Genomic DNA, 22079 nt, shown 5'->3' with positions numbered 1-22079 from the left:
GCGGGGGTGAAAAGTCCGGCTTGTCCCCCCTCCGGTATCGGCGGTGGCTGCTCCCCGTAACCCCCGGCGAGGGCCGGCACCGACTCCACCGGAGGCCGGCGCCCTGGGGCGGAGGTGCCGTCACCAGGAAAGGAACCTCCGCATGTCCACCACCGTCATCCAGCACGTCCTGAACCGGCTGCGCGACATCGGCGTGCGTCATGTCTTCGGCGTCCCGGGCGACTACGCCTTCCCCGTCAACGACGCCATCGCCGAGCACCCGGACATCCAGTGGATCGGCAGCTGCAACGAGCTCAACGCGGGCTACAGCGCCGACGGTTACGCCCGTGTCCACGGAGTGGGAGCGGTGAGCACCACCTACGGGGTCGGGGAACTCAGCGCGATCAACGCCGTCGCCGGCGCATACACCGACCACCTGCCGGTGTTCCACCTGGTCGGCATGCCCAAGATGCCCGTGCAGGCACACCACTCGATCGTCCACCACACCCTGGGCAACGGAGAGTTCGACCTCTTCCTCAAGATGTCCGAGGCCGTGGTGTGCGCGAGCGCCATCATGACGCCGCAGAACGTCGCGTCCGAGGTGGAGCGCCTCATCGCGGCGGCGTTCTACCACCGCCGCCCGGTCTACATGGCCTTCCCCGCAGACCTGGCGACGATGCCCATGGTCGGGTCGGCCCCGCCTATCCCCGCGCCCGCCAGCGACCCCGCGCAACTGGACGCCGCCGTGCAGGCCGTCGCCGACATGCTGGGCCGGGCGAAGAGCGCCTGCGCCCTGCCCGGCGTGCTCACCGCCCGCTCGGGTCTCGCGGACGAGGTCCAGCGGTTCCTGGACGCCACGGGGATGCCCTTCGCCACGATGATGGCCGACAAGGGCGTCCTGAACGAGGAACAGCCCGCGTACTCCGGCATGTACGACGGCAAGCTCATGAACGAGGGCGTCCGCCGCTTCGTCGAGGGCAGCGACGTCGTCGTGCTGATCGGTGCGCTGATGCACGACTTCAACAGCGGTGCGTTCACCGCACACCTCGACCCGGGTCGCACGATCGACATCCGCCACCACCACGTGAGCGTCGACGGCATGACCTACCAGAGCGTGGAGATGAAGGACCTCCTCGCCGCGCTGACCGGGACGCTGCCGCGCAGGCAGTGGCCGCACATCCCGGCCGAGGTGACCCGTATGGCCCCGGCGGGCGGGAGTGCCGGCGACTCGATCACCGCCGAGAACCTCTATCCCCGCTGGGAGGACTTCCTCAGGCCCGACGACATCCTGGTCGCCGAGACCGGCACGGTCTCGATGGGTCTGGCGTTCGCCAAGCTGCCCAGCGGCGCGACGTTCCACAACCAGACGCTGTGGGGCTCCATCGGCTGGGCCACCCCCGCCGCGGTCGGCGCGGCCGTCGCGGCGCAGGACGGCCGGCGCGTCGTCCTGATCACCGGGGAGGGTTCGCACCAGCTCACCGCGCAGGAGATCAGCCAGTTCGGGCGGTACGGGCTGCGGCCGGTGGTGTTCGTCCTGAACAACCACGGCTACCTGATCGAGCGCCTGCTCTGCAAGCACCCGGACATCGCCTACAACGACCTGGCCGACTGGCGGTACTCCGACCTGCCCAAGGCCCTGGGCTGCGAGGACTGGTTCACCGCGCGCGTCTCCACCCTCGCCGAGCTCGACCGGGCGATGGACGCCGCGGGGAAGGCCGGCACCGGCTGCTACATCGAGGTCATGACCGACACGTACACGGCGCCGCCGCTGGCCGGCCAGCTGCACGACAACATCGAGAGCCTGTACTCCACCTGACCGGCGGCCACACCGAAACGATCGGGGCGGGCGGGCCGTGAGGCCCGCCGTCAGCCCGCCCCAAGGGGGCCGCCACGGCGCGGGAGGCGGTGGCGGTCGCGGTTCGTCATCTGCCGAGCGGGCTCGGCCCCGTGAGGTCCGGCGCGTCCGGCCGGCCGCCGCACGGCCCACCGTCAGGCACGCAGTAGTTCGGCGGCCCTTTCGGCGATCGCGTAGACGGTCGCGTTGGTGTTCGCGGAGGGGATCGACGGGATGACCGAGGCGTCGGCGACGCGCAGGCCGTCGACGCCGTGCACGCGCAGGGCGGGGTCGACGACGGAGTCCGCGGCGTCCAGCCCCATACGGCAGGTGCCGACGGGGTGCATGTACGAGCACAGGGTCCTGAGCGCGTACGTCCGCAGCGCGGCGTCGTCCCGGGCCCGCGGACCCGGCTGGACCTCGTGCCCGTGCCATTCGCGGAGCGCGTTCGCCCGGCCGATCTCCCGTGCCAGGCGCAGCCCTTCGACCATGGCGGAGAGATCCCGGTCGTCGGAGTAGTAGTCCGGGTCGACGAGCGGCAGCACGTCCGGGTCCGCGCTCGCCAGGCGGACGCAGCCGCGGCTGTGGGGCAGTATCGCGGAGACGGCGATGGTGTAGCCCCGGCCCGGGCCGGGTGCGCCGGGGACGGGGATGTGGCCCGGGGCGTCGACGAAGAGCACCTGGAGGTCGGGGCCGTCGAGCCCGGAGCCGCTGCGCACCAGACCGAGGGCCTCACCGTGGTTGTTGACGCCGGCGGGCACCGGACGCGCCGACCGGTAGACGAGGTTGGCGATCGGGTGGTCCTGAAGGTTCGCCCCGACGCCCGGGTGGTCCGCCACGACGTCGATGCCCCTGCCGCGCAGGTGCTCCGCGGGCCCGACGCCCGAGAGCATCAGCAGTTGCGGTGACCCGATGGCCCCGGCCGTGAGGACGACCTCGCCCGAGCAGCCGACGACCGACACGGTGCCGCGCGTGGTGACGTACTCCACCGCGGTGCACCGACCGCCGCCGATGCGCAGCCGGTGCACCTGGGTCCCGGTCACCACGGTCAGGTTGGGCCGGTGCAGGGCGGGGGCCAGGTAGGCGTCGGCGGCGCTCTGCCGTCTGCCGTCGACGATGTTGAGGTCGGACCAGCCGAAGCCTTCCTCCGCGCCGCCGCTTACGTCGGCCGCGCGCGGGTGACCGGTCTCGGCCGCCGCCTCGAGCATGGCCGCCACCACCGGGTTCGCGGGTTCGGGCGGTCCCACGGTCAGGGGGCCGCCGACCCCGCGCAGGGCCGGGTCCCGTCCCGAGGTGTTCTCGCTGCGCTTGAAGTAGGGCAGCAGGCCGTCGAACCCCCAGCCCGTCAGGCCGGACCCGGCCCACACGTCGTAGCTGGAGCGGTGGCCGCGCACGAAGTTCATCACGTTGATGGCCGATCCGCCGCCGAGGGTGCGTCCGCGGGCGAGGAGCACGCCGGCGCCGCCGGCGCGCTGCGGGACGGTGGTGTCCCCCCAGTCCGCGGACGTCCGCAGCAGTGCCGGCCAGGCGGGCGGCGCGCTCATGTCGGTCGAGGTCTGCGCCGTGCCCGCTTCGAGGAGCAGGACGCGGGGGCCGCCGGACTCGGACAGCCGGGCGGCGATCACGCTGCCGGCCGTCCCGCCGCCGACCACGACGTAGTCGTAGGTGTCGGTCGTCGATTCCATGGTCGTCCCGGTCGGTCATTCGGAGAGGGGGTAACGCGGCGGCTGGGAGCCTTCGATGGTGATCCACTGGAGTTCGGTGAACTCCTCCAGGCCCGCGCGTCCACCGGACTTGCCGTAGCCGCTGTTCTTGACTCCGCCGAAGGGCGTCTGGGGTTCGTCGTCGAGGGTGGTGCCGTTGATGTGGCACATGCCGGCGTTGATGCGCTTGGCGAGGTCGAGGGCGAGAGGGATGTCCCGGGTGAACACGGCCGAGGTGAGGCCGTAGTCGTTGTCGTTGGCGACGCGAAGGGCCTCCTCGGGTCCGTCGACGGTGACGACGGTGACGATCGGGCCGAAGGACTCCTCGCGGTAGACCCGCATGGCGGGGGTGACGTCGGCGAGCACGGTCGGCGCGAAGCAAGGGCCGTCGGACGTACCGCCGGTCAGCAGCCGTGCCCCGGCCGCGACCGCGTCCTGGACCAGGCCGGACAGCCGCGCGATGCTGTCCGGTCCGACGACGGGGCCGAGCGCGGTACGGGGGTCGCGCGGGTCCCCGCAGACGACGGAGGCCGCGGCGGCGGCCAGGCGCCGGGTGAACTCGTCGGCGACGGTGGCGTCGACGACGATGCGTTCGGCGGACAGGCACGCCTGGCCGGAGTTGGCGAACGCGCCGAAGACGGTCGCGCTGACCGCCCGGTCGAGGTCGGCGTCGGCGAGGACCAGAACCGGCGCCTTGCCGCCGAGTTCGAGGATCGCCTGTTTCATGTGCGAGGCGGCCCGCTGCGCGATGAGGCGGCCCACGCGGCTCGACCCGGTGAAGTGCACCCGCCGTACGGCGGGATGCGCGACCAGCGCGTCCACCACTTCGGGGGCGTCCTCGGGCGCGTTGGTGACGAGGTTGTACACCCCGTGCGGCAGCCCCGCCCCGGTGAGGCATTCGGCGACCAGGCCGTGCGTGCGCGGGGTCTGCTCGGACGCCTTCATCACCACGGTGTTGCCCACGGCCAGCGCGTACGGGACGGAGTTGCCGACGAGCAGCGCCGGGGCGTTCCACGGGATGACGCAGGCGACCACGCCGACCGGTTTGCGGATCGCTATCGAGGTGCGTCCCGGTGCCTCGGAGGGGATGAGCTCGCCGGTGAGGCCGTCGTGGACGGCGCTCGCCGCGTAGCGGAAGTTCTCCGCGAGGACGCTGGTGTTGTAGTGGCCCCATGCGGCGGGGCCGCCCATCTCGGCGGTGATCGCCTCGGAGATCTCCGAAGCTCGGTCGTCCAGTGTGTCGGCGGCCGCCCACAGGATGCGGCGGCGCTCGTTGGGCGGCAGCGCCGCCCAGGCGGGGAAGGCCCGTTCGGCGGCGTCGGCCGCCCGCAGGACGTCCGCGGAGAGGGCCGCCGCGGCTTGTGAGGCGATGTCGCCGGTGAACGGGTCGCGGGCGGCGAAGGTGTGTGCGTCGGCCGCTTGTTGCCAGGTGCCGTCGATCAGCAGTTGCTGGACGGCGTTCTCGCCGGTGAGGGTCACGGGTGGTTCTCCTGCTGTGCGGTGGCGCCGTGCTTCGCGGGCAGCACGGCACCCTGACGTGGCGCTGGGGCCGCTGGTGCCAGAGCGAGGGTGAAGCCGATGCGACGCGGGTGCGCGCGAGGCGCCCTCGGGTCGGGCGCGCGCTGGGTGGCGTCGTGCACGTCGGCGGTGTCGCCGGGGCTCTGCTGGGCGGCGCGCGCTCCGTGTCGGGCTCCCGTTCGGAGAACCGGAGTCGGCGGCCGCTCGCCACTGGCCCCGGCGCGTGTGCGGAGGGCTTCGAGGACGCTTCCCGTGAGGGTGGGGGAGGGAGGGCGATGGTCTTCGCGGCGTCCGGAAGTCCCCGGCCAGTGCTATTGAGGGATGTCCAGGAAGCGTAGCGCTGATAAGCCGCGACATGCAACAAGCGCTAACATTTTTGTGTAAATCGGACGGATCGGGCGTGACGTGGGGCCGGCCGGGGCTCGGGTCCGGTCATGGCGCGGGTCAGGGCTCGGGGCAAGGCTCGGTGCAGGGCCCCGGCGTCAGTCGCTGGTCGACCCAGATGAGTTTGCCGTCCGGGACATGGCGGGCTGCCCGTGGACCAGGCCCGCCAGTACGCGCGCGAGCACTCCGCGGCCCTCGCGCTGCAGCGCCACCTGCTCCCCCGCCGTCCCACGGGCGGGGCCGCGGCCGACGTGGCCTGGCCTTATCTGCCCGCCGACAGCCACCACGGCGTCGGGTGCGACTGGTTCGACGTCATCCCGCTGTCCGGGGCCCGCGTGGCCCTGGTCGTCGGCGACGTCTCTTCCTCGTCTCCCGGCTGTCCCGCGCCTGGGGGACCCCGCCGTCGAGCAGCATCGCGCCCGCCGGCCGGCCCACCACTTCCGCGGCCGAGCAGCCGACGGGCCGCTCGGCGGCCTGCGACCAGCCGGCAACGGTGCCCTCCGCGTCGAGGAGGGCGGTCGCCGCGCCGCCCGGCGCGGGGGCCTCGTGGGCTTCCGACGTCGCCGTCTCGGTGGTGCTCATCGGTCTTCCTCCCATGTCCCCCCTGCGGTGAGGGCCTTCGCGGCGGTGGAGGCCGCGCGGCCGGTGCGTCAGGTGTCCGTCGGAGGTGCGTGGTTCGCGGGTGCTCCGTACACGTCCACGTTCGCAAGGCTACGCTGCCGAAAACTCGGGACACTGGTCCACTTCCATGGAGAATTCGCAGGACAATTCCACGGACGGGTTCGCCGCCGGACACGGCACCGGACACGGCACCAGCGTTTCTCCGGCCTGCGTCTGGCTTTCTCCGGCTGTGTCCCGGGTGGTCCCGCCGGACGCGCACTCGCCGGGCTGCCGAACCCCCGGCCGGGCCGGACCTCGGATCGAAGGCCCTGCGCCGTCATTCCCACGGGTCCTGAACCCCGGCAAGCCGCGCCGGTGGAACGAGGCGTGAGGAGCGGGTTCCGGCCGCCGCCTCACAACCCGGCGGGCTGTGCCGTCGTATCCCCGCGGGAGAAAAACGACCGCTTACGGAATACCGGGCACCCGTACGGGTGCCGCCACAGGACGTCCGGATTACGACCATAGGCTGCGTCTATCGACGCCTTCCACTATGCGTCTTGGACGGGGCGGCGCCTTCGTCCATAGCCTTTGGGCATGGCACTCGCGGGAATTCGTCCGGCGAGTGCCGGCGCCACCGGGAAACGGCTGTGACCACCTTGGAGGAGGCTTCCATGAATTGGCGCGACGCCGCCGCCTGCAGTGAGGAAGACCCGGAACTGTTCTTCCCCATCAGCGGCAGCGGGCTGGGAATGGTGCAGATCGGCGAGGCCAAGGCCGTGTGCGGGCGTTGCCCCGTCACATCCCGGTGCCTGGAATGGGCGCTGGGAGCCGGCCCGATGGAAGGCGTCTGGGGCGGCACCACGGAGAGCGAACGACGTGCGCTGCGGGGACGTACCACCCGCGAGCGGCTGGGAGAGGCGGGCCGGACCGCCGTCTGAGCCGTCCCGCAGCGACGGCTCGCCGGGTTCCGCCACTGCCTGCACGATGGAACCTCTTCGGCGAGCGGCGCGTGCTGCTGAATCTGGCCTTCCGCATGCTCGGTTCCTCGTACGACGCTGAGGACGTCGTCCAGGAGACCTACATGCGCTGGTACGCCCTCTCGGCGGACGACCAGCGCGAGATCAGGTCGCCCATGGCGTGGCTGGTGCGGGTGGCCGGCCGGATCTGCCTGGACCACCTGTCCTCGGCCCGGGTGCGCCGGGAGCGGTACGTGGGGGAGTGGCTGCCCGAACCGCTGCCCGGGTCGGCCGGGGCGGGCGTGGACCCGGCGGCGACCGGCCCCGATCCGGCGGACCAGATCAGCCTGGACGAATCCGTCACCCTGGGGGTCCTGGTCGTCCTGGACTCCGTCACCCCGGCCGAACGCGTCGCGTTCATCCTGCACGACATCTTCGGGGTCCCCTTCACGGAGATCGCGGAGACGGTGGGGCGTTCCCCCGCTGCCTGCCGCCAGCTCGCCACGTCCGCCCGTCGCCGTCTCAGGGCGGCCGAGCCCCCGGCGATCCGGAGTTCACGGCACCGGGACGTCGTGGCGGCGTTCAAGCACGCCTGCGAGACCGGCGATCTGGACAGGCTCGTGGGGCTCCTCGACGTGAACGCGACCGCGACCGCCGACGGCGGAGGAAAGGTGCGGACCGCCCTGCGGCCCGTCGTCGGAGCCGACAAGATCGCCCGCCTCATCCTCGGCGTCCTGCGCAAGGCGCCAGGGGTCTCGTTCCGGGTGGAGGACGTCAGCGGCCGCCCAGGCCTCGTCGGGTGCCTGGACGGCGTGACGGCGGCGGTCATCGGGATCGACCTCACCCAGGAGTGCCGCATCGGCCGGCTGTGGCTCATGATGCACCCGGACAAGCTGCACGCGTGGCGCACCAGGGACGGTCGTTAGTCCTCCGGCCGGGAAGGTGCGCCACGGGTAGGGGACGGGTGCGGGGGGCGGGCCGGCCGCCACCGGTGGTGCCCCCGGCCGCATCCGCGCGGCGAGGTCCGCGCGGCGGGAGGCTCACCGGGGCAGGCGGTCCCAGAAGGCGCAGTGGTGCGCGGCATACGCGTCAACGGGGCGGATTCCGCCCGGTCCGGGAGCCAGCGACTGCACCGACCACGCCGATCGCCCGAGAGCCGGCGAAGGGCGCAGGACGGGCCAGCGCGGAGCGTCGGCGGTGTTCGGGTCGCCGGTACGCGCGAAGGCCGTCCAGTAGCCGACCATCCGGTCCGACAGGGCGCGCTGGGCCTCGGTCAGCGGTTGTTCGGTGGGGAGGGAGGGGAACAGGAACGGCATCTCGAAGCCGTGCGCCGCGCCGTACGGGAAGCCCAGGTTCGCCGGCAGACCGGCGAGGACGGGAGCGTCCGCATCGCTGAACTCGTAGCCGTAGAGGGGGAGACCGGGGGCGCGGGCGGCGATGGCCCGGTCGGCCGCCAGCGTGGTGCAGGCGAGGGACCGGTCGGTCAGCACCGCGGCCCAGGCCAGTGCGGGCGTCGGGTGTCCCGCCGCCGGATAGCGCGCCTCGACGGCCGGGGCCGCGGGGCCGAAGGCTTCCACCAGACGGGCGCGGTAGTCGTCATCGGTGCGGATCGGGAACGCGGCGAGCGACAGGCCGACGAACATCCGCATCTCGTCGCGGTTGCTGCCCTGGACGACCGGAACGCGATGGAAGCGCCCCGAGGCCAACGCCTGGTCAGGCGCCGTCGGCAGCAACGCATTGCCGTAGGCGGGCCGGTTGAAGGACTGCATCAGTTGCGCGGTGGCGAGGCGATCCGTGCTCTGCCCGCGCAGGCACGCCAGCACCTCGTCGGGGCCGCCGGCTGTGCAGCCGAGTTGCCGGGCGGCCTCCGCACCGGCCGTCTGGACCTCGCGCTGTGAGGCGAACGGCTCGTACACCGGTGTTCCGGGTCCGAGAGCGCCGCGGGGGAAGGACATGAGGCAGGAACCGCTCTGGAGCACGGCCCGCTGGAAGAGTCCGGCGGCCGTCGGCGAGGTGAGGTGCGCACAGATGCCGAGCGCGCCCGCGGACTCACCGAACAACGTGACCCGGCCCGGATCGCCGCCGAAGCGCTCCGCGTTCGCCCGCACCCAGCGCAGCGCGGCCTGCTGGTCCGCCAGTCCGAACGGCGGGGCGGAGCCCAGCCCGGGGTGGCCGAAGTAACCGAGGACGCCCAAGCGGTAGTTGACCGTGACGACGACCGTGTCACCCCGCACCGCGAGTCGTTCGGCGCTGTAGTCGATGCCGGCACCGCCCAGGAACGCACCGCCGTGCAGCCACACCAGCACGGGCCGCTTCCGCCCGGCCGGCTCCGGCGTCGGCGTGGCTGTCGGCGTCGGCGTCGGCATCGTGACGTTGAGGTAGAGGCAGTCCTCCGACCCGAGGGCCGTGGCCGCGCCCGGTGCCGGCATCTGCACGCAGGGTCGCCCCGGCGCCGTCGCGTCCCGGACACCACGCCATGCCGCGGCCGGCACCGGGGCACGCCAGCGCAGCGCCCCGGTCGGCGGGGCGGCGTAGGGAACACCGTCGAAGGTGGTGTACGCGCCGTGTGACACGCCGCGTATCAGGCCGCGGTCGGTACGTACGACGGCGCCGCCCTCCCCCGAGGAGGACGGGGAACCGGGCTGCGCGCCGGTCGCCGGTACGGCGGTGGCGGCGAGCAGTGCCACCGCGCAGAGCAGGGTGAAGAACACCGCACGGAGCCGGTCTCTTCGGTTCGGACGCCGTGCTGTCATGGCCAGGGACATGCGTATCCACCGTTCTCGGTCGGACGGGATCGGACGGGATCGGACGGAGTCGGACGGGGCCGCACGAGACCGCACGAGGCCGGGCAGGCCCGAACGAGGCCTGAGCGGCGGGGATACGGTGCGACCGGCGCGGTCAGTGATCAGTACGCTAGGACCTCCCGTGCGCTGGAGGTTCAAGAGCCTGTGACGCAAGACACGTGGAGCATCGGCGAACTCGCGGCCGGGACGGGGGTCCCGGTGAAGACCCTCCGCTACTACTCCGACAGCGGCCTGCTGCCCGTGGCAGCCCGCAGCACCGGCGGTCATCGGCGCTTCGGTCCCGAGGCGTGGGAGCGGATCCGCCTCATCAGGCGCCTGAGGGCGCTGGACACCCCGATCGCGACCATCACACAGATGGTCACCGGTGAGCGCTCCTTCGGTGAACTGGTGACAACAGAGCTGGAGACGGTGCAGGAACGACTGACCGAGCTGCGGTGGCGCCAGGCCACACTCGAGTCCCTCGACGACTGCCCGAGCGACGAACGGCTCCGGCGTCTGGAGATCCTCTCCCGCGTGCAGCGTCTCCCGCAGGCGCATCGCACCCTCACCGACCACTGGCATCGCGAGCTGCCCGCGACGATGCCCAGGCGCCGGCTCGACATCATGATCGCCATGTTGTCCCCCGACCCGCCGCGGGACCCCGATCCCGCCACGGTCCTGGCCTACGCCGAGCTCCATCTGCTCATCTCCACGCCCAGCTTCACCCGCTGGACCCAGGACCACGACGAAGAGATGAGGGACGCCCCGGCCTTCTACGAGGAGATCGACGAAGCCGCCGCCCTGACGACCGCCGCTCTCGCCCGGGGCCTGCCGCCCGGCGCCGGGGACGCGGTGAACGCCTTCGTGTCCGCCCACGCACGGGCCCGGCGCGAGTCGGACACCCCCGCCTTCCGCGCGTTCCTGTACGGGCTGGTGTCCAGGTCGTCCGGCTTCGACCCCCGCCTGGAACGCTATTGGGCCCTGGTCGGCACCGTCACCGGTGGGCGCGTGCTGAACATGACGGTGGCTCACCGATGGCTGACGGACGGACTGTCGATCTCGATAGCCGGCAGCGCGCCTTCGGCATCGAGGAGCCGCCCGGCCTCCGTGAAAGCCCGGACCGGGCACGGGAGCTGGGGGAGCCGGTACTGAACGCCAGGGGCGGGCGGGGCCGGGGCGCCGCGGCGGTGGGCGTCGGCCCTCGCGCCCGTGCGGAGACGGCCTGGAACGGGACGACGCGCGTGCGCTCCCCGGCCGCCGACTCCCGTCACAGGTCAGGGAGGAGAAGCCAGACCTCGGAGAATGCGAGGCCGTGCCCGTCGGTCACCACCCCGCACGGGCAGCCCAGCGAGAGCCGGCGCCAGTCGCAGGTCACCGTCCAGGGGCCGGCCTGCCCTCCGCAGGCCGGGCAGCCGACGGTCTCGGCGGTCCACACCCCGGCGGCGGGTCTGCCGTGACGGCGGAAGCGGCCTTCGTACCGCAGCTGCCAGGGCTCGGCCGGGGGCGTGAGCGGGACCGTCCCGGGCGGGCTCGCCGCAGCCAGCGCGGTGAACAGCGCGATGAGGCCGGGAAGCAGGGCCTCGCCCGCCTCCGTGGGCGGCGCTGACGGGCCCCCGCCACAACCCGGAGCCGCGGCCGCGCCCGGGGGGTGGGCCGCAGCGCGGGGGAGACCCTCGTCAGGATCGCGCAGCGGGACGGCGACCTGCTGGTCGTCGGTGCGGGACGCAGGCGCGGGCGCGGCCCGTGGCGCTCCCCGGTCGTCCGCCACTGCCTCGCGCACGCGTCGTGCCCGGTCCTGACCGTGCCGCCGTCTCCGCTCCAGCTGGACCCGGAGGCGATGACGCGCACACGGGGGCTCCGGCGGGCGGGCCGCGACGACGTGCGGAGGGAGGCGTTCCGGGTTCTGACGGGTAATCAGTTCGCCGACGGCGACATCTGAGGCGCTGCGAGCGGCCGGGCGGCCGTTACCGCCGGACACGCGTCACCCGCGCCGGACGGGTAAGACGGCAGCCATGAGGATCGATGGCGCAGCAGTCCCCTCACGGCCGCGGTGGTTGCTGACGCTGCCCCTGCTGTGGGCGCTGCTGGTCGCGCTCGGCGCGCTGGTGACCGGCCCGTGGGCGGGCCGGTGGCCGGTGTCGGCGGAGGACGGCCTCGTCCGGTACCTGTCCGGGCACCGCACCGCCGCGGGTGACGCGGTCTCGCAGGGGCTGTCCCTGGTCGCGGGCACACAGGGTGTGATCGCCGTGACGCTTCTCTGCGTGGTGGCGCTGCTCGTGCCGCCGCGCGGTCCTCGGCGCGCCGCGGCGTACTTCCTGGCCGGTGCGGTGGCGGCGCAGTCGGCCGTCTTCGTCCTCGTCACCCTGTGCGTGGAACGGCTCCGCCCGGACGTGCCGCACCTGGAGCAGGCGCCGCCGACCTCGAGCTTCCCCTCCGGGCACTCGGGGGCCGCGCTCGCCCTGTACGGGGGCCTGGCCGTGCTCGCGGCCCGCGGCACGCGCCGCCCCTGGCGGCTGCCCGCGGTCGCGCTGCTGCTGTGCCTCCCGGCGGCGGTGGCCGTGTCGCGGCTGTACGCGGGGATGCACCACCCCAGTGACGTCGTCGGCGGTCTCCTCAACGGCGCCTTCACCCTGTTCGTGCTGGCCCGCGCCCTGCCGCCGCACCGCGCGCGCGAAGGGCCGCCCGGCCCCCGCCCCCGTGACGCCGCCGGGGGGCGCCGGGCCGTCGTCGTACGGCACCCGCACGCCTGCCCCGAAGAACTGGCCGAGGCCGTCCGCGCCGTCCTGGACCGCCACGGCTACACCGACCAGCGGTGGACCCTCACCACGGCGGAGCGGCCCAACGGCGAACTCGGGGCGCTGGCGGCGCGACACCGCGCGCCGCTCGTCGTGGCCTGCGGCGGCGACGGCACCGTCCGCGCCTGCGCCGAGCCCCTGCTGGGCACGGACACCGCCCTGGCCATCGTCCCGTGCGGCACCGGCAACCTGCTCGCCCGCAACCTCCGCCTGCCCCTGGACCCGGCGGCGGCCCTGGAGCGGGCACTCGCGGGGCGGACCACCCGCATCGACGCGGGGCGGGTGCACGGCGACGGGCTGCCCGCGACCTGCTTCACCGTCATGGCCGGCGCCGGCTTCGACGCCGCCATGGTCCGTGACGCCTCCGACCGCCTCAAGGCGCGCCTGGGCTGGAGCGCGTATGTCGTGTCCGGTGCCGGGCATCTCGCCGATCCCCGCATGCATCTGGCGATGCGTCTGGACGGCGGCCCGGAGCTGCACCGCCGGGCCCGGATGGTGCTCGTCGGCAACGTCGGCGTCCTCCAGGGCGGCCTGCCGCTGCTGCCCGCGGCGCGACCGGACAGCGGCCGGCTGGACCTCGTGCTGCTCAACCCCCGTGGCCTGACCGGGTGGGCGGCCGCCGCGGGGCACCTGGCGATACGCATGCTGCCGGGCCGCCGCGGGCGGCGTGGCGGCGTCACCGCCGCCGGATCGCCCGTGGCCCGCGGGGCGCTGGAGTACTTCCAGGCCCGGCGGATCGACATCGGTTTCGCCACGCCTCAGGCACGCGAACTCGACGGTGACGTCGTCGCGGACGGCACCCGGCTCACGATCGAGGTCCAGCCCGGGGCCCTGCGCGTCCACCTGCCCGCCCCGACCCCCGTACCCACCACGGCCGCTGTCCGTGCCCCGGAACACGTCGACCGCGCCGTCACCTCCGGCGGCTGAGCCGCCGCCGAACCAGTCAGGAGAGCGATGGGCACCGCCACCCGCGTCCCGCAGCGACGCGACGTACAGGGCGACGAACTGTCCGGCGACGAGGCCTGGGCCGCGCTGCGCCGGTACGGCGGCTGGAGTCTGCTGCGCGATTCCTTCGTGCGGTTCCGCTACGCCGACGGCTTCAGCCACTCCCGTGCGCTGGCCCTGCAGACGGTCCTCGCCATCGTCCCCCTCGCCATCGCCGTGATCGGCCTGTCGAGCGTCCTGCACACCGACGACGTCGGCCGCGTCGCCGAACTGACCGTGCGCCGGATCGCGAGCGGCCCCAGCCGGCAGGTGATCGACGACGCCCTGCGGCAGAGCCACCGGCAGGGCGACGGCGGCGGGCAGGCGGCCCTGTGGCTCGGGCTGCTGTTCTCGGTCGCCAACGTCACCACCGGCCTCTGCCAGGTCGAACGAGGCGCCAACCGCATCTACGGAGTGGAGCGCGACCGCCCGTTCCTCCGGAAGTACAGCCGCGGGCTGGTGATGGCCGTGCTGGCCGGCATGCCGCTCGGCCTCAGCTTCGTCCTCACCGTCATGGGCGCCCATCTGACCCGCTCCCTGGCGGAGGTCTACCACCTGGACACCGCGACCACGCACGCCTGGGACGCCCTGCGCCTGCCGCTCGGGGCACTTCTCGCGGTGCTCGCCACCAGCGCGATCTTCCGCCGCTCACCCCGCCGCGACCAACCCGGCTACACCTGGCTCGCCTTCGGCGCGACGGTGTACCTGGTGCTGTGGATCCTGTCGACCTGGGCGCTGAGCCTGTACGTCGGGGCGAGCGGCTCCTTCACCAGCATGTACGGGCCGCTCAGCGCATTCGTCGCGCTGCTCCTGTGGTCCTACCTCACCTCGGTCGCGCTCTTCCTCGGCCTCGCGTTCGCCGCCCAACTGGAGGCGGTACGCGCCGGTGTGCGGCAACCGGCCGCCGACGACCCGGGCGTGTGACCGACGGCGGCGCACCACCGCACCGCTGTTCGCGGCCCGCGCGCTCTGCCGGTCAGCCCGAGGACGCCATCCGTATGGCACATCGCCGGACACGAGCGGCCCTTCATCCGGGACTCCATCGCGTGGCACTTGACGGTCACGTCCGCCTTCAGCCCGGCCGACCACGACTTCTGCGCCCACTACTTGAAGGGCCCGGCCGTACGAAGGCCTGGATGGACATCCGGCGCGAAATGCGCGCGGACGTCGCGCGAACCGGGCGCGGACGTCGCGCGGAACGAGAAGTTCGCGGCGCGGGGCGAACTGAGGATGCCCATCCTGGCGATCGGCGGCCAGGAGTCGTTCGGCGGCAGCATCGCCGATCAGTGGCGCCAGTACGCAGTGACCGTGGACAGCCGGGTCATCGAGGGTGAGGGGCACTGGGTGACCGAGGAGAAGCCGCAGGAAGTGACCGCCCTGCTGCAGTCCTTCCTGCAGAGGTAGGTTCCCCCGCACCGGAACACATGCCGGCCGTCGTGCCGACGCTCGGAAAACGACCGAGATCGGCCCCGACCCCGTCCAGCATCTGGGCGAGCAGGTGGAAGGCCCGTGCCCGGATGGGTGCTCGGCGGGATGTCCCGGTCCAGTGGACGTCGGTGTATCCCTCGACGGCGGTCAGGGTCTCCACCTCGTTCCGGGCGGCCGGCACTTGCACGAACCGCACGTAGTCGCCGATGTCCGTGCCGGGCGGGTGCCCCGCCGTGAACACCCGTGGGCGCGGGGCCTGCGCCGGCAGTGTTCGCTCCGTAGGGAAGACGACGGCCAGGCCGGCGAGTGCGAGCCGCACCGCCGGGCATTCGGCCCGCCATCGGGCCAGGAGTTCCGGCGTGAGGGACTCGACGGTCGCCCGGGCCCGGGTCTCGCTGTCCGGGTCCGCGTGGGGTGGGGTGGCGGGCCCGCAGCCTGCCAGTCGGCGTTCCGAGACGGTGGCGGCCCTGAACAGTGTGCGTACCGCTCCGAACCGCTCCCGGGCGGGCACCCGGTCGTCGGGTGGCCGGCACCGCGAGCAACACCAGCCCCTCCGCCGTCCCGGCCTGGCATGTGTCCTGGTGGAGGATCTCGCTGTGGAAGTCGCCGAGGAACCGGAGGTCGTCCTCCCAGTACGGATCGGCCATGGGCGCGAACAGCATCTCGGCCTGCGGCAACCGGTGAGGGTCGGGCAGCCGGTCGGCGACGACGTCCCGGAAGATCCGCCGGATCGGGGGGCCGAAGACGCGGCCGGTCCGCCACGCCTCCCGGAGTTCCCCGGGTCGGTCCCTCGTCATCGGCGCAGCGTAGCGGGACAGGGCCGCGTCAGGCCGCCGCGGGCGGGGAACCGTCAGGCCGCGGAGCCGGTGGCGTCGTGGTCGGTGGACAGCGCGAGGTCCCGCCAGGCGTCGGTCTCCTTGCGGAGCTCGGCGATCTTGCCGTCCATCGCTGCGGCGCAGTCGCTGCCGAGCTGGGCGCGCATCGGCGGGTGGTCGGAGTCGGCGAGCTCGATCATGGCCCTCGCGCCCTTGACCGGGTCGCCGGGCTGCGTGTGGTTGAGGCCGGGGACGGCGTCGCGCACCGCGCCCGCTGTGGCGGCGTAGTCGTCGATCACCCGGCCCTCGGTGTGGAGGCTGGACGCGTCGAGGAAGTCGGTGCGGAAGTAGCCCGGTTCGACGATGACGACATGGATGCCCAGCGGGGCCAGTTCGCCGTGGAGGGCCTCGGACAGCCCCTCCACCGCGAACTTGGTCGAGCAGTACACACCGAAGCCCGGCGCGCCGCGGAAACCGCCGATGGAGCTGAGGTTGAGGATGCGGCCCGACCTCTGCCGGCGCATGACCGGCAGGACGGCGCGGGTGACGTTGGCCAGACCGAAGACGTTCGTCTCGTAGACCGCCCGGAACGCCGCGTCCGAGGTCTCCTCCACCGCGCCGAGCACTCCGCGTCCGGCGTTGTTGACCAGGACGTCGATCCTGCCGAAGGCGTACACGGCCGCGTCGACCGCCGCGCGGGCCTGCGCTTCGTCGGTCACGTCCAGGGCGACCGCGAGCACCCGTTCGCCGTACGCGGAGAGCGCATGTTCCACGTCCCGGGGGTTACGTGCCGTCGCCACGACGCGGTCGCCGCGTTCCAGCGCCTGACGTGCCACTTCCAGCCCGAATCCGCGGGCCGCGCCGGTGATGAACCAAGTGATCATGACAGACGGCCTCCCGGAGTCAGTGCGCGATGAGGTTCTGGCCGCCGTCGATGTCGTACGTCCCGCCGGTGAGCGCGTCGTTGCACATGATGTGGGTGGCGAGCGCGGCGACGTCGGCCGGGCCGACGACCCGCCGGATGGGCAGTTCGGCGCGCAGTGCCTCGCGCCGGGCCTCGAGCCGGTCGCCCAGGAGCGACGCCGACAGGGAGGTGTCGACGAATCCGGCGGCGATGAGGTTGACGCGGATCGGCGCCAGCTCGAGCGCCAGGTTCGCGGTGAGGGCGGGCAGGGCCGCGGTCAGGGTGGACGCGACGGCCAGGCCGACGCCCGGTCGCCGGCCGCCCGTGCCGCCGATGAACAGCAGTGTGCCGCCGGGGCGGACCTTGTCGGCGCTGTAGAGCGCCACCGCCAAGGTCATGGCGAGGCGTTCGCCGAAGTGGCGGCGGGCCTCCGCGAGGTCCATGTCGGCCAGCGGCATGTAGAAGGGGCTGCCGGCGGTGAGCAGCACGTGGTCGACCGTGCCCGGCAGGCCCTGGAAGAACTCCTTGAGACGGTCCGTGTCGGTGGCGTCGAAGGCCGCCGTGCTCAGCGGGCGGAGCTCGTCCGCGGCCTGCCGCAGCCGCTCGGGGTTGCGTCCGACCAGGACGACCTCGCCGCCGCCGGCCCGTACGCGGCGCGCGGTCTCCAGCCCGATGCCCGCACTGGCCCCGATCACCACGACCGTCTGGCCGTCCAGGTCAGAGGGGTCGTGGTGCGCCTCGCGGCCCGTCATGGGCACCTCCGGTTGCCGTCCCGTCGTGACAGGGTTCAGACCAGTGCCTCGCCGCCGTGCAGTTGCGGGAACAGCGCCTCGGTGCCGCCGGACAGTGCCGCCCGGACCCGCTTGGTGACGTCGTCGGCGAGCACCTCGTCCGCTCCGGCCTCCACCCCGTCGAGGGTGGCACGCGCCACCGTGGCGGGGTCCTCCTTCGGACCGGTCACGGCGGCGGCCATCTCCGTCGCGAGATAGCTGACGTGGAGCGCGGTGACCTGCGTGCCCTGCTCGGCGAGCGCCACCCGCAGGGCATTGGTGATCGACCACTCGGCGGACTTGGCGGCGGCGTATCCCGCGGTGCGCGGGACGGTCACCCAGGACATCACGGAGAGCACGTTGACGATCGCGCCGCCCCCGTTGCGCCCGAGGACGGGTGCGAACGCCCTGCTCATGGCGAGGGTGCCGAGGACGTGCGTCTCGAACTCCGAACGGAACGCATCCAGCTCGGCGGTGAGGACGTTCGCCCGGGTCGTGGAACCCGCGTTGTTGATCAGGAACGTCACGTCCCCGGCCTGCTCGGCCGCGGCACGGACCGACTCCTGGTCGGTGATGTCCACCGCGATCGGGACGGCATCGGGGACGGAGACCTTCGCGGGGTCGCGCGCTCCCGCGTAGACCTTGGCGGCCCCTGCCTCGAAGAGCGCGCGGACGAATTGCTCACCGAGTCCGCGGTTGGCTCCGGTGACGAGGGCGACGGACCCTTGGACCTTCATGGGGGCACCTTCCCGGAGCGCGGTCTCGGGGCTGCCCTCGCGGTCACGGTGTGCTATGGCAGCCCGTAGTCGTCCTCCCTCTTCGAACGTATATCGCCCATGTTGCCGCCACCACCCGAAGCGGCGACCGCCGCCAGTGGCCCCGTCCCCATGGCCCCGTCCCCGGCCCGGGGCGGGGGCGAGGCGAGGAGCCGTGCGGGTGGCGGAGGCACTCCTTCGGCCGCGCTCACGATGCCGTGGCCGCCACGGTCCGGAGACTGGTGCTCGGCAACTCAATGTCGTCGAGGAGGTCGGCGTGACGGGCGAGTCCCCCGGCAGGGCGGATCAGCAGGAGTCGTCCGGGGAGACGACCGAGCCGAACGAGACGAACGGCGCGGTGGAGGCCCCCGCGCCCACGGGCCGGCGCCGGACGCTGCTGGACGAGCTGACCAATCCTCCGCCGCCTCCACCGCCTCCGCCCCCGGAGGCGGCGGAGCGCACCCCCGTGAACCCGCTGAAGACCTGGGTGCCGGTCGTCCTGCTGCTGGCCCTGGTGTTCTGCGTGGTCCAGGCGCTGCGCCCGCTGCCGGCACCCACGCTGAAGCTGACCGCGGCGCCCTCGTACACCTTCGGCGGCGAGCGTCCGTCACTGCCGTGGCCCGCCGAGGGCCAGGCGGTGCTGGAGGCCGAGGGCCTGGGCCGGATCGGCGCCTTCGGCGAGCAGCGGCCGGTGCCGATCGCGAGCGTCGCGAAGGTGATGACGGCCTACGTCATCCTGCGCGACCACCCCATCGAGCCGGGCGACACGGGCAGGACCGTCGAGGTCGACCGCAAGGCCGAGGACCAGTTCGGCAGCGGGCAGACGGAGGGGGAGTCCGTCGTCAAGGTGACCGAGGGGCAGGAGCTGAGCGAGTACGAGGCGCTGGAGGCCGTCATGCTGCCCTCGGCCAACAACATCGCCCGCCTGCTGGCGCGCTGGGACGCGGGATCGGAGGCGGCGTTCGTGAGGAAGATGAACGCCACCGCCAGGGGACTCGGGATGGACGACACGACGTACACCGACCCGAGCGGCCTGGAGGCGACCACCGTCAGCACCGCGAGCGACCAGGTCAAGCTGGGGCACGCCGCGATGAAGGACCCGGTCTTCGCGGAACTCGCGGGCAAGACCCGCTACACGGACCTGAACGGCGACGTGCAGCACAACGTCAACCGGCTCCTCGGCAACGGTGACGTCGTCGGCATCAAGACCGGCAGCAGCACCAAGGCCGGCGGCAACCTCCTCTTCGCGGCCGTCCGTGACTTCGACGGAACGGAGCAACTCGTCGTCGGCGCGATGCTGGGGCAGCACAAGGCCGACATCCTCGACACGGTGCTGGGCCGCAGCGACACCCTGCTCCAGGCCACGCTGCGGGCGCTCGTCTCGGACACGGTCGTCAGGAAGGGGGAGACCGTCGGCTACGTGGACGACGGCCTCGGCGGCCGGACCGGGGTCATGGCGACGGAGGACGTCCGGGCGATCGGCTGGAGCGGCCTGAAGGTCCGTCTTTCCCTCGACGCACCCCGGAACGGGGTTCCGCACGCGGCGCCGGCGGGGGCCCCGGTCGGCACCCTCACCGTCGGGGACGCCGACAGCGCCGTCAAGGTCCCGGTCGCCGTCGGCGGCCACCTGTCCTCGCCGTCGTTCGGCTCGAAGCTCACCCGCCTCGGCTGACCGCTCCGACTGACCGCTCCGACTGACCGCCTCGGCTGACCGCCCCGCCCGCGGCCACGGGCGGCGGCGGCTCCCCGGGCCTTCAGACGAGGTGGTCGGCGACCAGGTCCGCGAACTCCTGCTCGGTGAGCACCCTTGTGCCCAGTTCCTGTGCCTTGGCGAGCTTGGACCCGGCTCCCGTCCCCGCGACGAGGATGGTGGTCTTCTTCGACACGCTGCCGGAGGAGGTGCCGCCGGCGTTGCTGACGAGTTCGTTCATCTCGTTGCGGTTCCGGCCGGCGAGGAGCCCGTTCATGCCGCCCGTGATGACGACGACCTCACCGTCCAGGGGCTTCGCCTCGCCGGACGTCCCGGCGGGGTTCGCCGAGGGCTCGGTCATGGTGAGGCCCGAGGCGACGAGCTTGTCGATGACGGGGCCCATGGCCGCGATGTGGGCCGCGATCCGGGGAGCGTTGGCCGCCGGAAGCTTGTGCACCGCGGCCAGGGCGTCGGCGTCGGCGGCGCGTATCGCGTCCATCGTGCCGAAGTGACGGGCGATCTCCCGGGACAGCGTGCGTCCGGTGCGGACGATGCCCAGCGCGCAGAAGACCCGGTTGAGGGGCTTGTTCTTGGCCGCCTCTATCTGCGCCACCACGGTGTCGGCCCGCTTCTCGCTGCGGGTCGCGTCGACCAGTTGCCCACGCGTGAGGCCGAACAGGTCGGCCACGTCGGAGACCGCGCCGCCCTCGACCAGGGCTTCGAGGTAGGTGACGCCGAGACCGTCGATGTCGAGCTGGTCGCGGCCCACGGCGTACCGCAGGGCCGCGAGCAGCCCGCATCCGCCGCCGGCGCCGCCCGCGCACTCCCAGCGTTCGCCGGAGGTGTCGATCTCGCCGCCGCACGTCGGGCACGACTCGGGGAAGACGACGGGCGTCTCCTCGCCCGTGCGCAGTTCCACGACGGGGGCCTCGATACGGGGGATGATGTCGCCGGCCTTCCACACCATGACGGTGTCGCCGATCATCATGCCGCTGTCGCGGATGAACTTCGGGTTGTGCAGGGTCGCGTACGGCACGACGCTGCCGTCGACCTCGACCGGCTCCAGCACGGCGCGCGGCGCGATGACGCCGGTGCGCCCGACGTTCCACTCCACCGCGAGAAGCTTCGACTGCCGCACGGCGGCCGCGAGTTTGTACGCCGTCGCCCAGTGCGGGTGGCGGCTGCCGAACCCGGCGCGCTCCTGCTCGGCGACCGCGTCGGCCTTGATGACGACACCGTCGATCCCGAACGGCAACTCCGCGCGCAGCGCGGCGATCTCGTCGACGCGGCGCTGGACCTCCTCCACCGTGGCGCAGACGCGCGGACCCACCGGTGTCGCGGCCGTGGTCTGCACCCCGGCGATTGCGACGGCGTCCATCATCTCGGTGTGCGTGGCACCGGGCAGGCCCACGACGCCGTACGCGTAGAAGGTCGTCTCGATCACGTAGGGGCGGTCCTTGGCGCGCAGCGTGCCGGCCGTGCCGTTACGCGGGTTGGAGAAGACCTTCGCCCCGTGGGCCGTGCGTATGGCGTTGGCCGCCTCGAACTGCTCCCGGGTGAGCAGGACTTCGCCGCGGACCTCGAAGGTGGCCGGCGAGTCGAGCCGCAGGGGCAGCCCCACGATCGACCCGATCGCGTGGGAGACGTCCTCGCCGAAGGTGCCGTCGCCCCGCGTGACGAGCTGCGTCAGGCGCCCGTCCACGTACCGGGCGGCGATGGCGGCGCCGTCCAGCTTGGGCTCGATGACGTAGCCGCCCTGCACCGGTGCCCCCAGGCGGCGGGCGACGGACGCGTCCCACTTGGCGAGTTCCTCCGGGCTGAACACGTTGTCGAGGGACAGCATGGGGATGATGTGGGCGACATCCCCCGTCGGCGCGGCACCGCCGCCGACCTTGCCCGTGGGGGAGTCCACCCGGACGTCCTCGGGGTGGCCCACTTCGTAGTCGCGGATGCGCGAGGCCAGCAGGTCGTAGGCGGCGTCGTCGATCGGGCTCGTCCCGTCGCCGTAGTAGGCGGCGCACGCCTGCAGGGCCGTGTCCACGGCGGAACGGTAGTCCTCACGGGACACCAGCGGGTCAGCGGTCACTGTCGTCATGTCCGGCATCCTGGTGCAGGGGTCTGACAGCGGGCCCGGAGCGGGGACCGCGCCTGTGGAGAACCTCGGCGTCCGCGGGCGGGTCC

18 protein-coding genes and 1 pseudogene are annotated in these 22079 nt (G+C 73.1%); 10 read left to right on the top strand and 9 right to left on the bottom strand.

Features of this window, described 5'->3' with window-relative positions; all coding sequences use genetic code 11:
• Positions 1-142 precede the first annotated feature (142 nt).
• On the top strand, positions 143-1795 hold the full coding sequence (locus PV342_RS09810; RefSeq protein WP_400808312.1) for an alpha-keto acid decarboxylase family protein: 1653 nt from the start codon (positions 143-145) through the stop codon (positions 1793-1795).
• A gap of 77 nt (positions 1796-1872) precedes the next feature.
• Positions 1873-1983: pseudogene (locus PV342_RS09805) on the top strand (hypothetical protein); the annotation flags it as partial.
• On the opposite strand, the gene PV342_RS09800 reads toward PV342_RS09805, so the two are convergent.
• The 3 genes from PV342_RS09800 to PV342_RS09790 form a co-directional block, all read right to left on the bottom strand.
• A complete protein-coding gene (locus tag PV342_RS09800) occupies positions 1969-3498 on the bottom strand; it encodes a GMC family oxidoreductase (protein ID WP_500316638.1) in 1530 nt (509 codons plus the stop codon). The pseudogene PV342_RS09805 and the gene PV342_RS09800 sit on opposite strands and share 15 nt — an antisense overlap.
• 15 nt (positions 3499-3513) lie before the next feature.
• Complete coding sequence (locus tag PV342_RS09795; RefSeq protein ID WP_500316637.1) at positions 3514-4995, bottom strand: aldehyde dehydrogenase; 1482 nt, start codon at positions 4993-4995, stop codon at positions 3514-3516.
• A gap of 735 nt (positions 4996-5730) precedes the next feature.
• Positions 5731-6000: a hypothetical protein gene (locus tag PV342_RS09790; RefSeq protein WP_500316636.1), complete on the bottom strand. Its 270-nt coding sequence runs from the start codon at positions 5998-6000 to the stop codon at positions 5731-5733.
• A 689-nt stretch (positions 6001-6689) separates the two neighbouring features.
• Here PV342_RS09790 and PV342_RS09785 point away from each other — a divergent pair.
• Positions 6690-6956, top strand: a complete 267-nt coding sequence (locus tag PV342_RS09785; protein ID WP_386992117.1) for a WhiB family transcriptional regulator — start codon at positions 6690-6692, stop codon at positions 6954-6956.
• Positions 6957-7027: 71 nt separating this feature from the next.
• On the top strand, positions 7028-7900 hold the full coding sequence (gene sigJ / locus PV342_RS09780; protein ID WP_400808303.1) for an RNA polymerase sigma factor SigJ: 873 nt from the start codon (positions 7028-7030) through the stop codon (positions 7898-7900).
• A 114-nt stretch (positions 7901-8014) separates the two neighbouring features.
• On the opposite strand, the gene PV342_RS09775 is transcribed toward sigJ, so the two are convergent.
• Positions 8015-9685 (bottom strand): carboxylesterase/lipase family protein, encoded by a 1671-nt coding sequence (locus tag PV342_RS09775; RefSeq protein ID WP_400808300.1) that lies wholly within the window; start codon positions 9683-9685, stop codon positions 8015-8017.
• A 237-nt stretch (positions 9686-9922) separates the two neighbouring features.
• Here PV342_RS09775 and PV342_RS09770 point away from each other — a divergent pair, with 237 nt between their 5' ends.
• Positions 9923-10909 (top strand): MerR family transcriptional regulator, encoded by a 987-nt coding sequence (locus PV342_RS09770; RefSeq protein ID WP_500316633.1) that lies wholly within the window; start codon positions 9923-9925, stop codon positions 10907-10909.
• 115 nt (positions 10910-11024) lie between these two features.
• On the opposite strand, the gene PV342_RS09765 is transcribed toward PV342_RS09770, so the two are convergent.
• Positions 11025-11537, bottom strand: a complete 513-nt coding sequence (locus PV342_RS09765; RefSeq protein ID WP_400808384.1) for a hypothetical protein — start codon at positions 11535-11537, stop codon at positions 11025-11027.
• On the opposite strand from PV342_RS09765, the gene PV342_RS09760 reads away from it, so the two are divergent.
• The 4 genes from PV342_RS09760 to PV342_RS09745 all read left to right on the top strand — a co-directional run bounded on the left by PV342_RS09760 (position 11439) and on the right by PV342_RS09745 (position 14940).
• On the top strand, positions 11439-11696 hold the full coding sequence (locus PV342_RS09760) for a hypothetical protein (RefSeq protein WP_400808379.1): 258 nt from the start codon (positions 11439-11441) through the stop codon (positions 11694-11696). The two genes, PV342_RS09765 and PV342_RS09760, sit on opposite strands and share 99 nt — an antisense overlap.
• A 73-nt stretch (positions 11697-11769) precedes the next feature.
• Positions 11770-13479 carry a bifunctional phosphatase PAP2/diacylglycerol kinase family protein gene (locus PV342_RS09755; protein ID WP_500316631.1) on the top strand — a complete coding sequence of 570 codons (1710 nt, stop codon included), beginning with the start codon at positions 11770-11772 and terminating at the stop codon, positions 13477-13479.
• Positions 13480-13506: 27 nt separating this feature from the next.
• On the top strand, positions 13507-14460 hold the full coding sequence (locus PV342_RS09750; protein ID WP_500316629.1) for a YihY/virulence factor BrkB family protein: 954 nt from the start codon (positions 13507-13509) through the stop codon (positions 14458-14460).
• 129 nt (positions 14461-14589) lie between these two features.
• Positions 14590-14940 (top strand): alpha/beta fold hydrolase, encoded by a 351-nt coding sequence (locus PV342_RS09745; RefSeq protein WP_400808290.1) that lies wholly within the window; start codon positions 14590-14592, stop codon positions 14938-14940.
• 874 nt (positions 14941-15814) lie between these two features.
• Here PV342_RS09745 and PV342_RS09740 read toward each other — a convergent pair.
• From PV342_RS09740 to PV342_RS09730, 3 genes are read right to left on the bottom strand one after another with little or no spacing between them, the layout of a single operon-like run.
• Positions 15815-16663, bottom strand: coding sequence for an oxidoreductase (locus tag PV342_RS09740; RefSeq protein ID WP_433416845.1), 849 nt, complete (start codon positions 16661-16663; stop codon positions 15815-15817).
• Positions 16664-16682: 19 nt separating this feature from the next.
• Entirely contained in the window at positions 16683-17435 is a 753-nt protein-coding gene (locus tag PV342_RS09735) for an SDR family oxidoreductase (protein ID WP_361008157.1), read from the bottom strand.
• A gap of 35 nt (positions 17436-17470) precedes the next feature.
• Complete coding sequence (locus tag PV342_RS09730; RefSeq protein ID WP_361008159.1) at positions 17471-18190, bottom strand: SDR family oxidoreductase; 720 nt, start codon at positions 18188-18190, stop codon at positions 17471-17473.
• Between the two features lie 295 nt (positions 18191-18485).
• Between PV342_RS09730 and PV342_RS09725 the strand changes: the two genes are divergently transcribed.
• Positions 18486-19880 (top strand): D-alanyl-D-alanine carboxypeptidase family protein, encoded by a 1395-nt coding sequence (locus PV342_RS09725; RefSeq protein WP_500316626.1) that lies wholly within the window; start codon positions 18486-18488, stop codon positions 19878-19880.
• A gap of 82 nt (positions 19881-19962) precedes the next feature.
• On the opposite strand, the gene ligA is transcribed toward PV342_RS09725, so the two are convergent.
• A complete protein-coding gene (gene ligA / locus PV342_RS09720) occupies positions 19963-21993 on the bottom strand; it encodes an NAD-dependent DNA ligase LigA (protein ID WP_500316625.1) in 2031 nt (676 codons plus the stop codon).
• Between the last annotated feature and the right edge of the window lie 86 nt (positions 21994-22079).

It is taken from the genome of Streptomyces sp. PA03-3a, assembly GCF_033792735.1.
Classification (GTDB): Bacteria; Actinomycetota; Actinomycetes; order Streptomycetales; family Streptomycetaceae; genus Actinacidiphila.
This window is presented reverse-complemented; position numbering and strand designations above follow the sequence as displayed.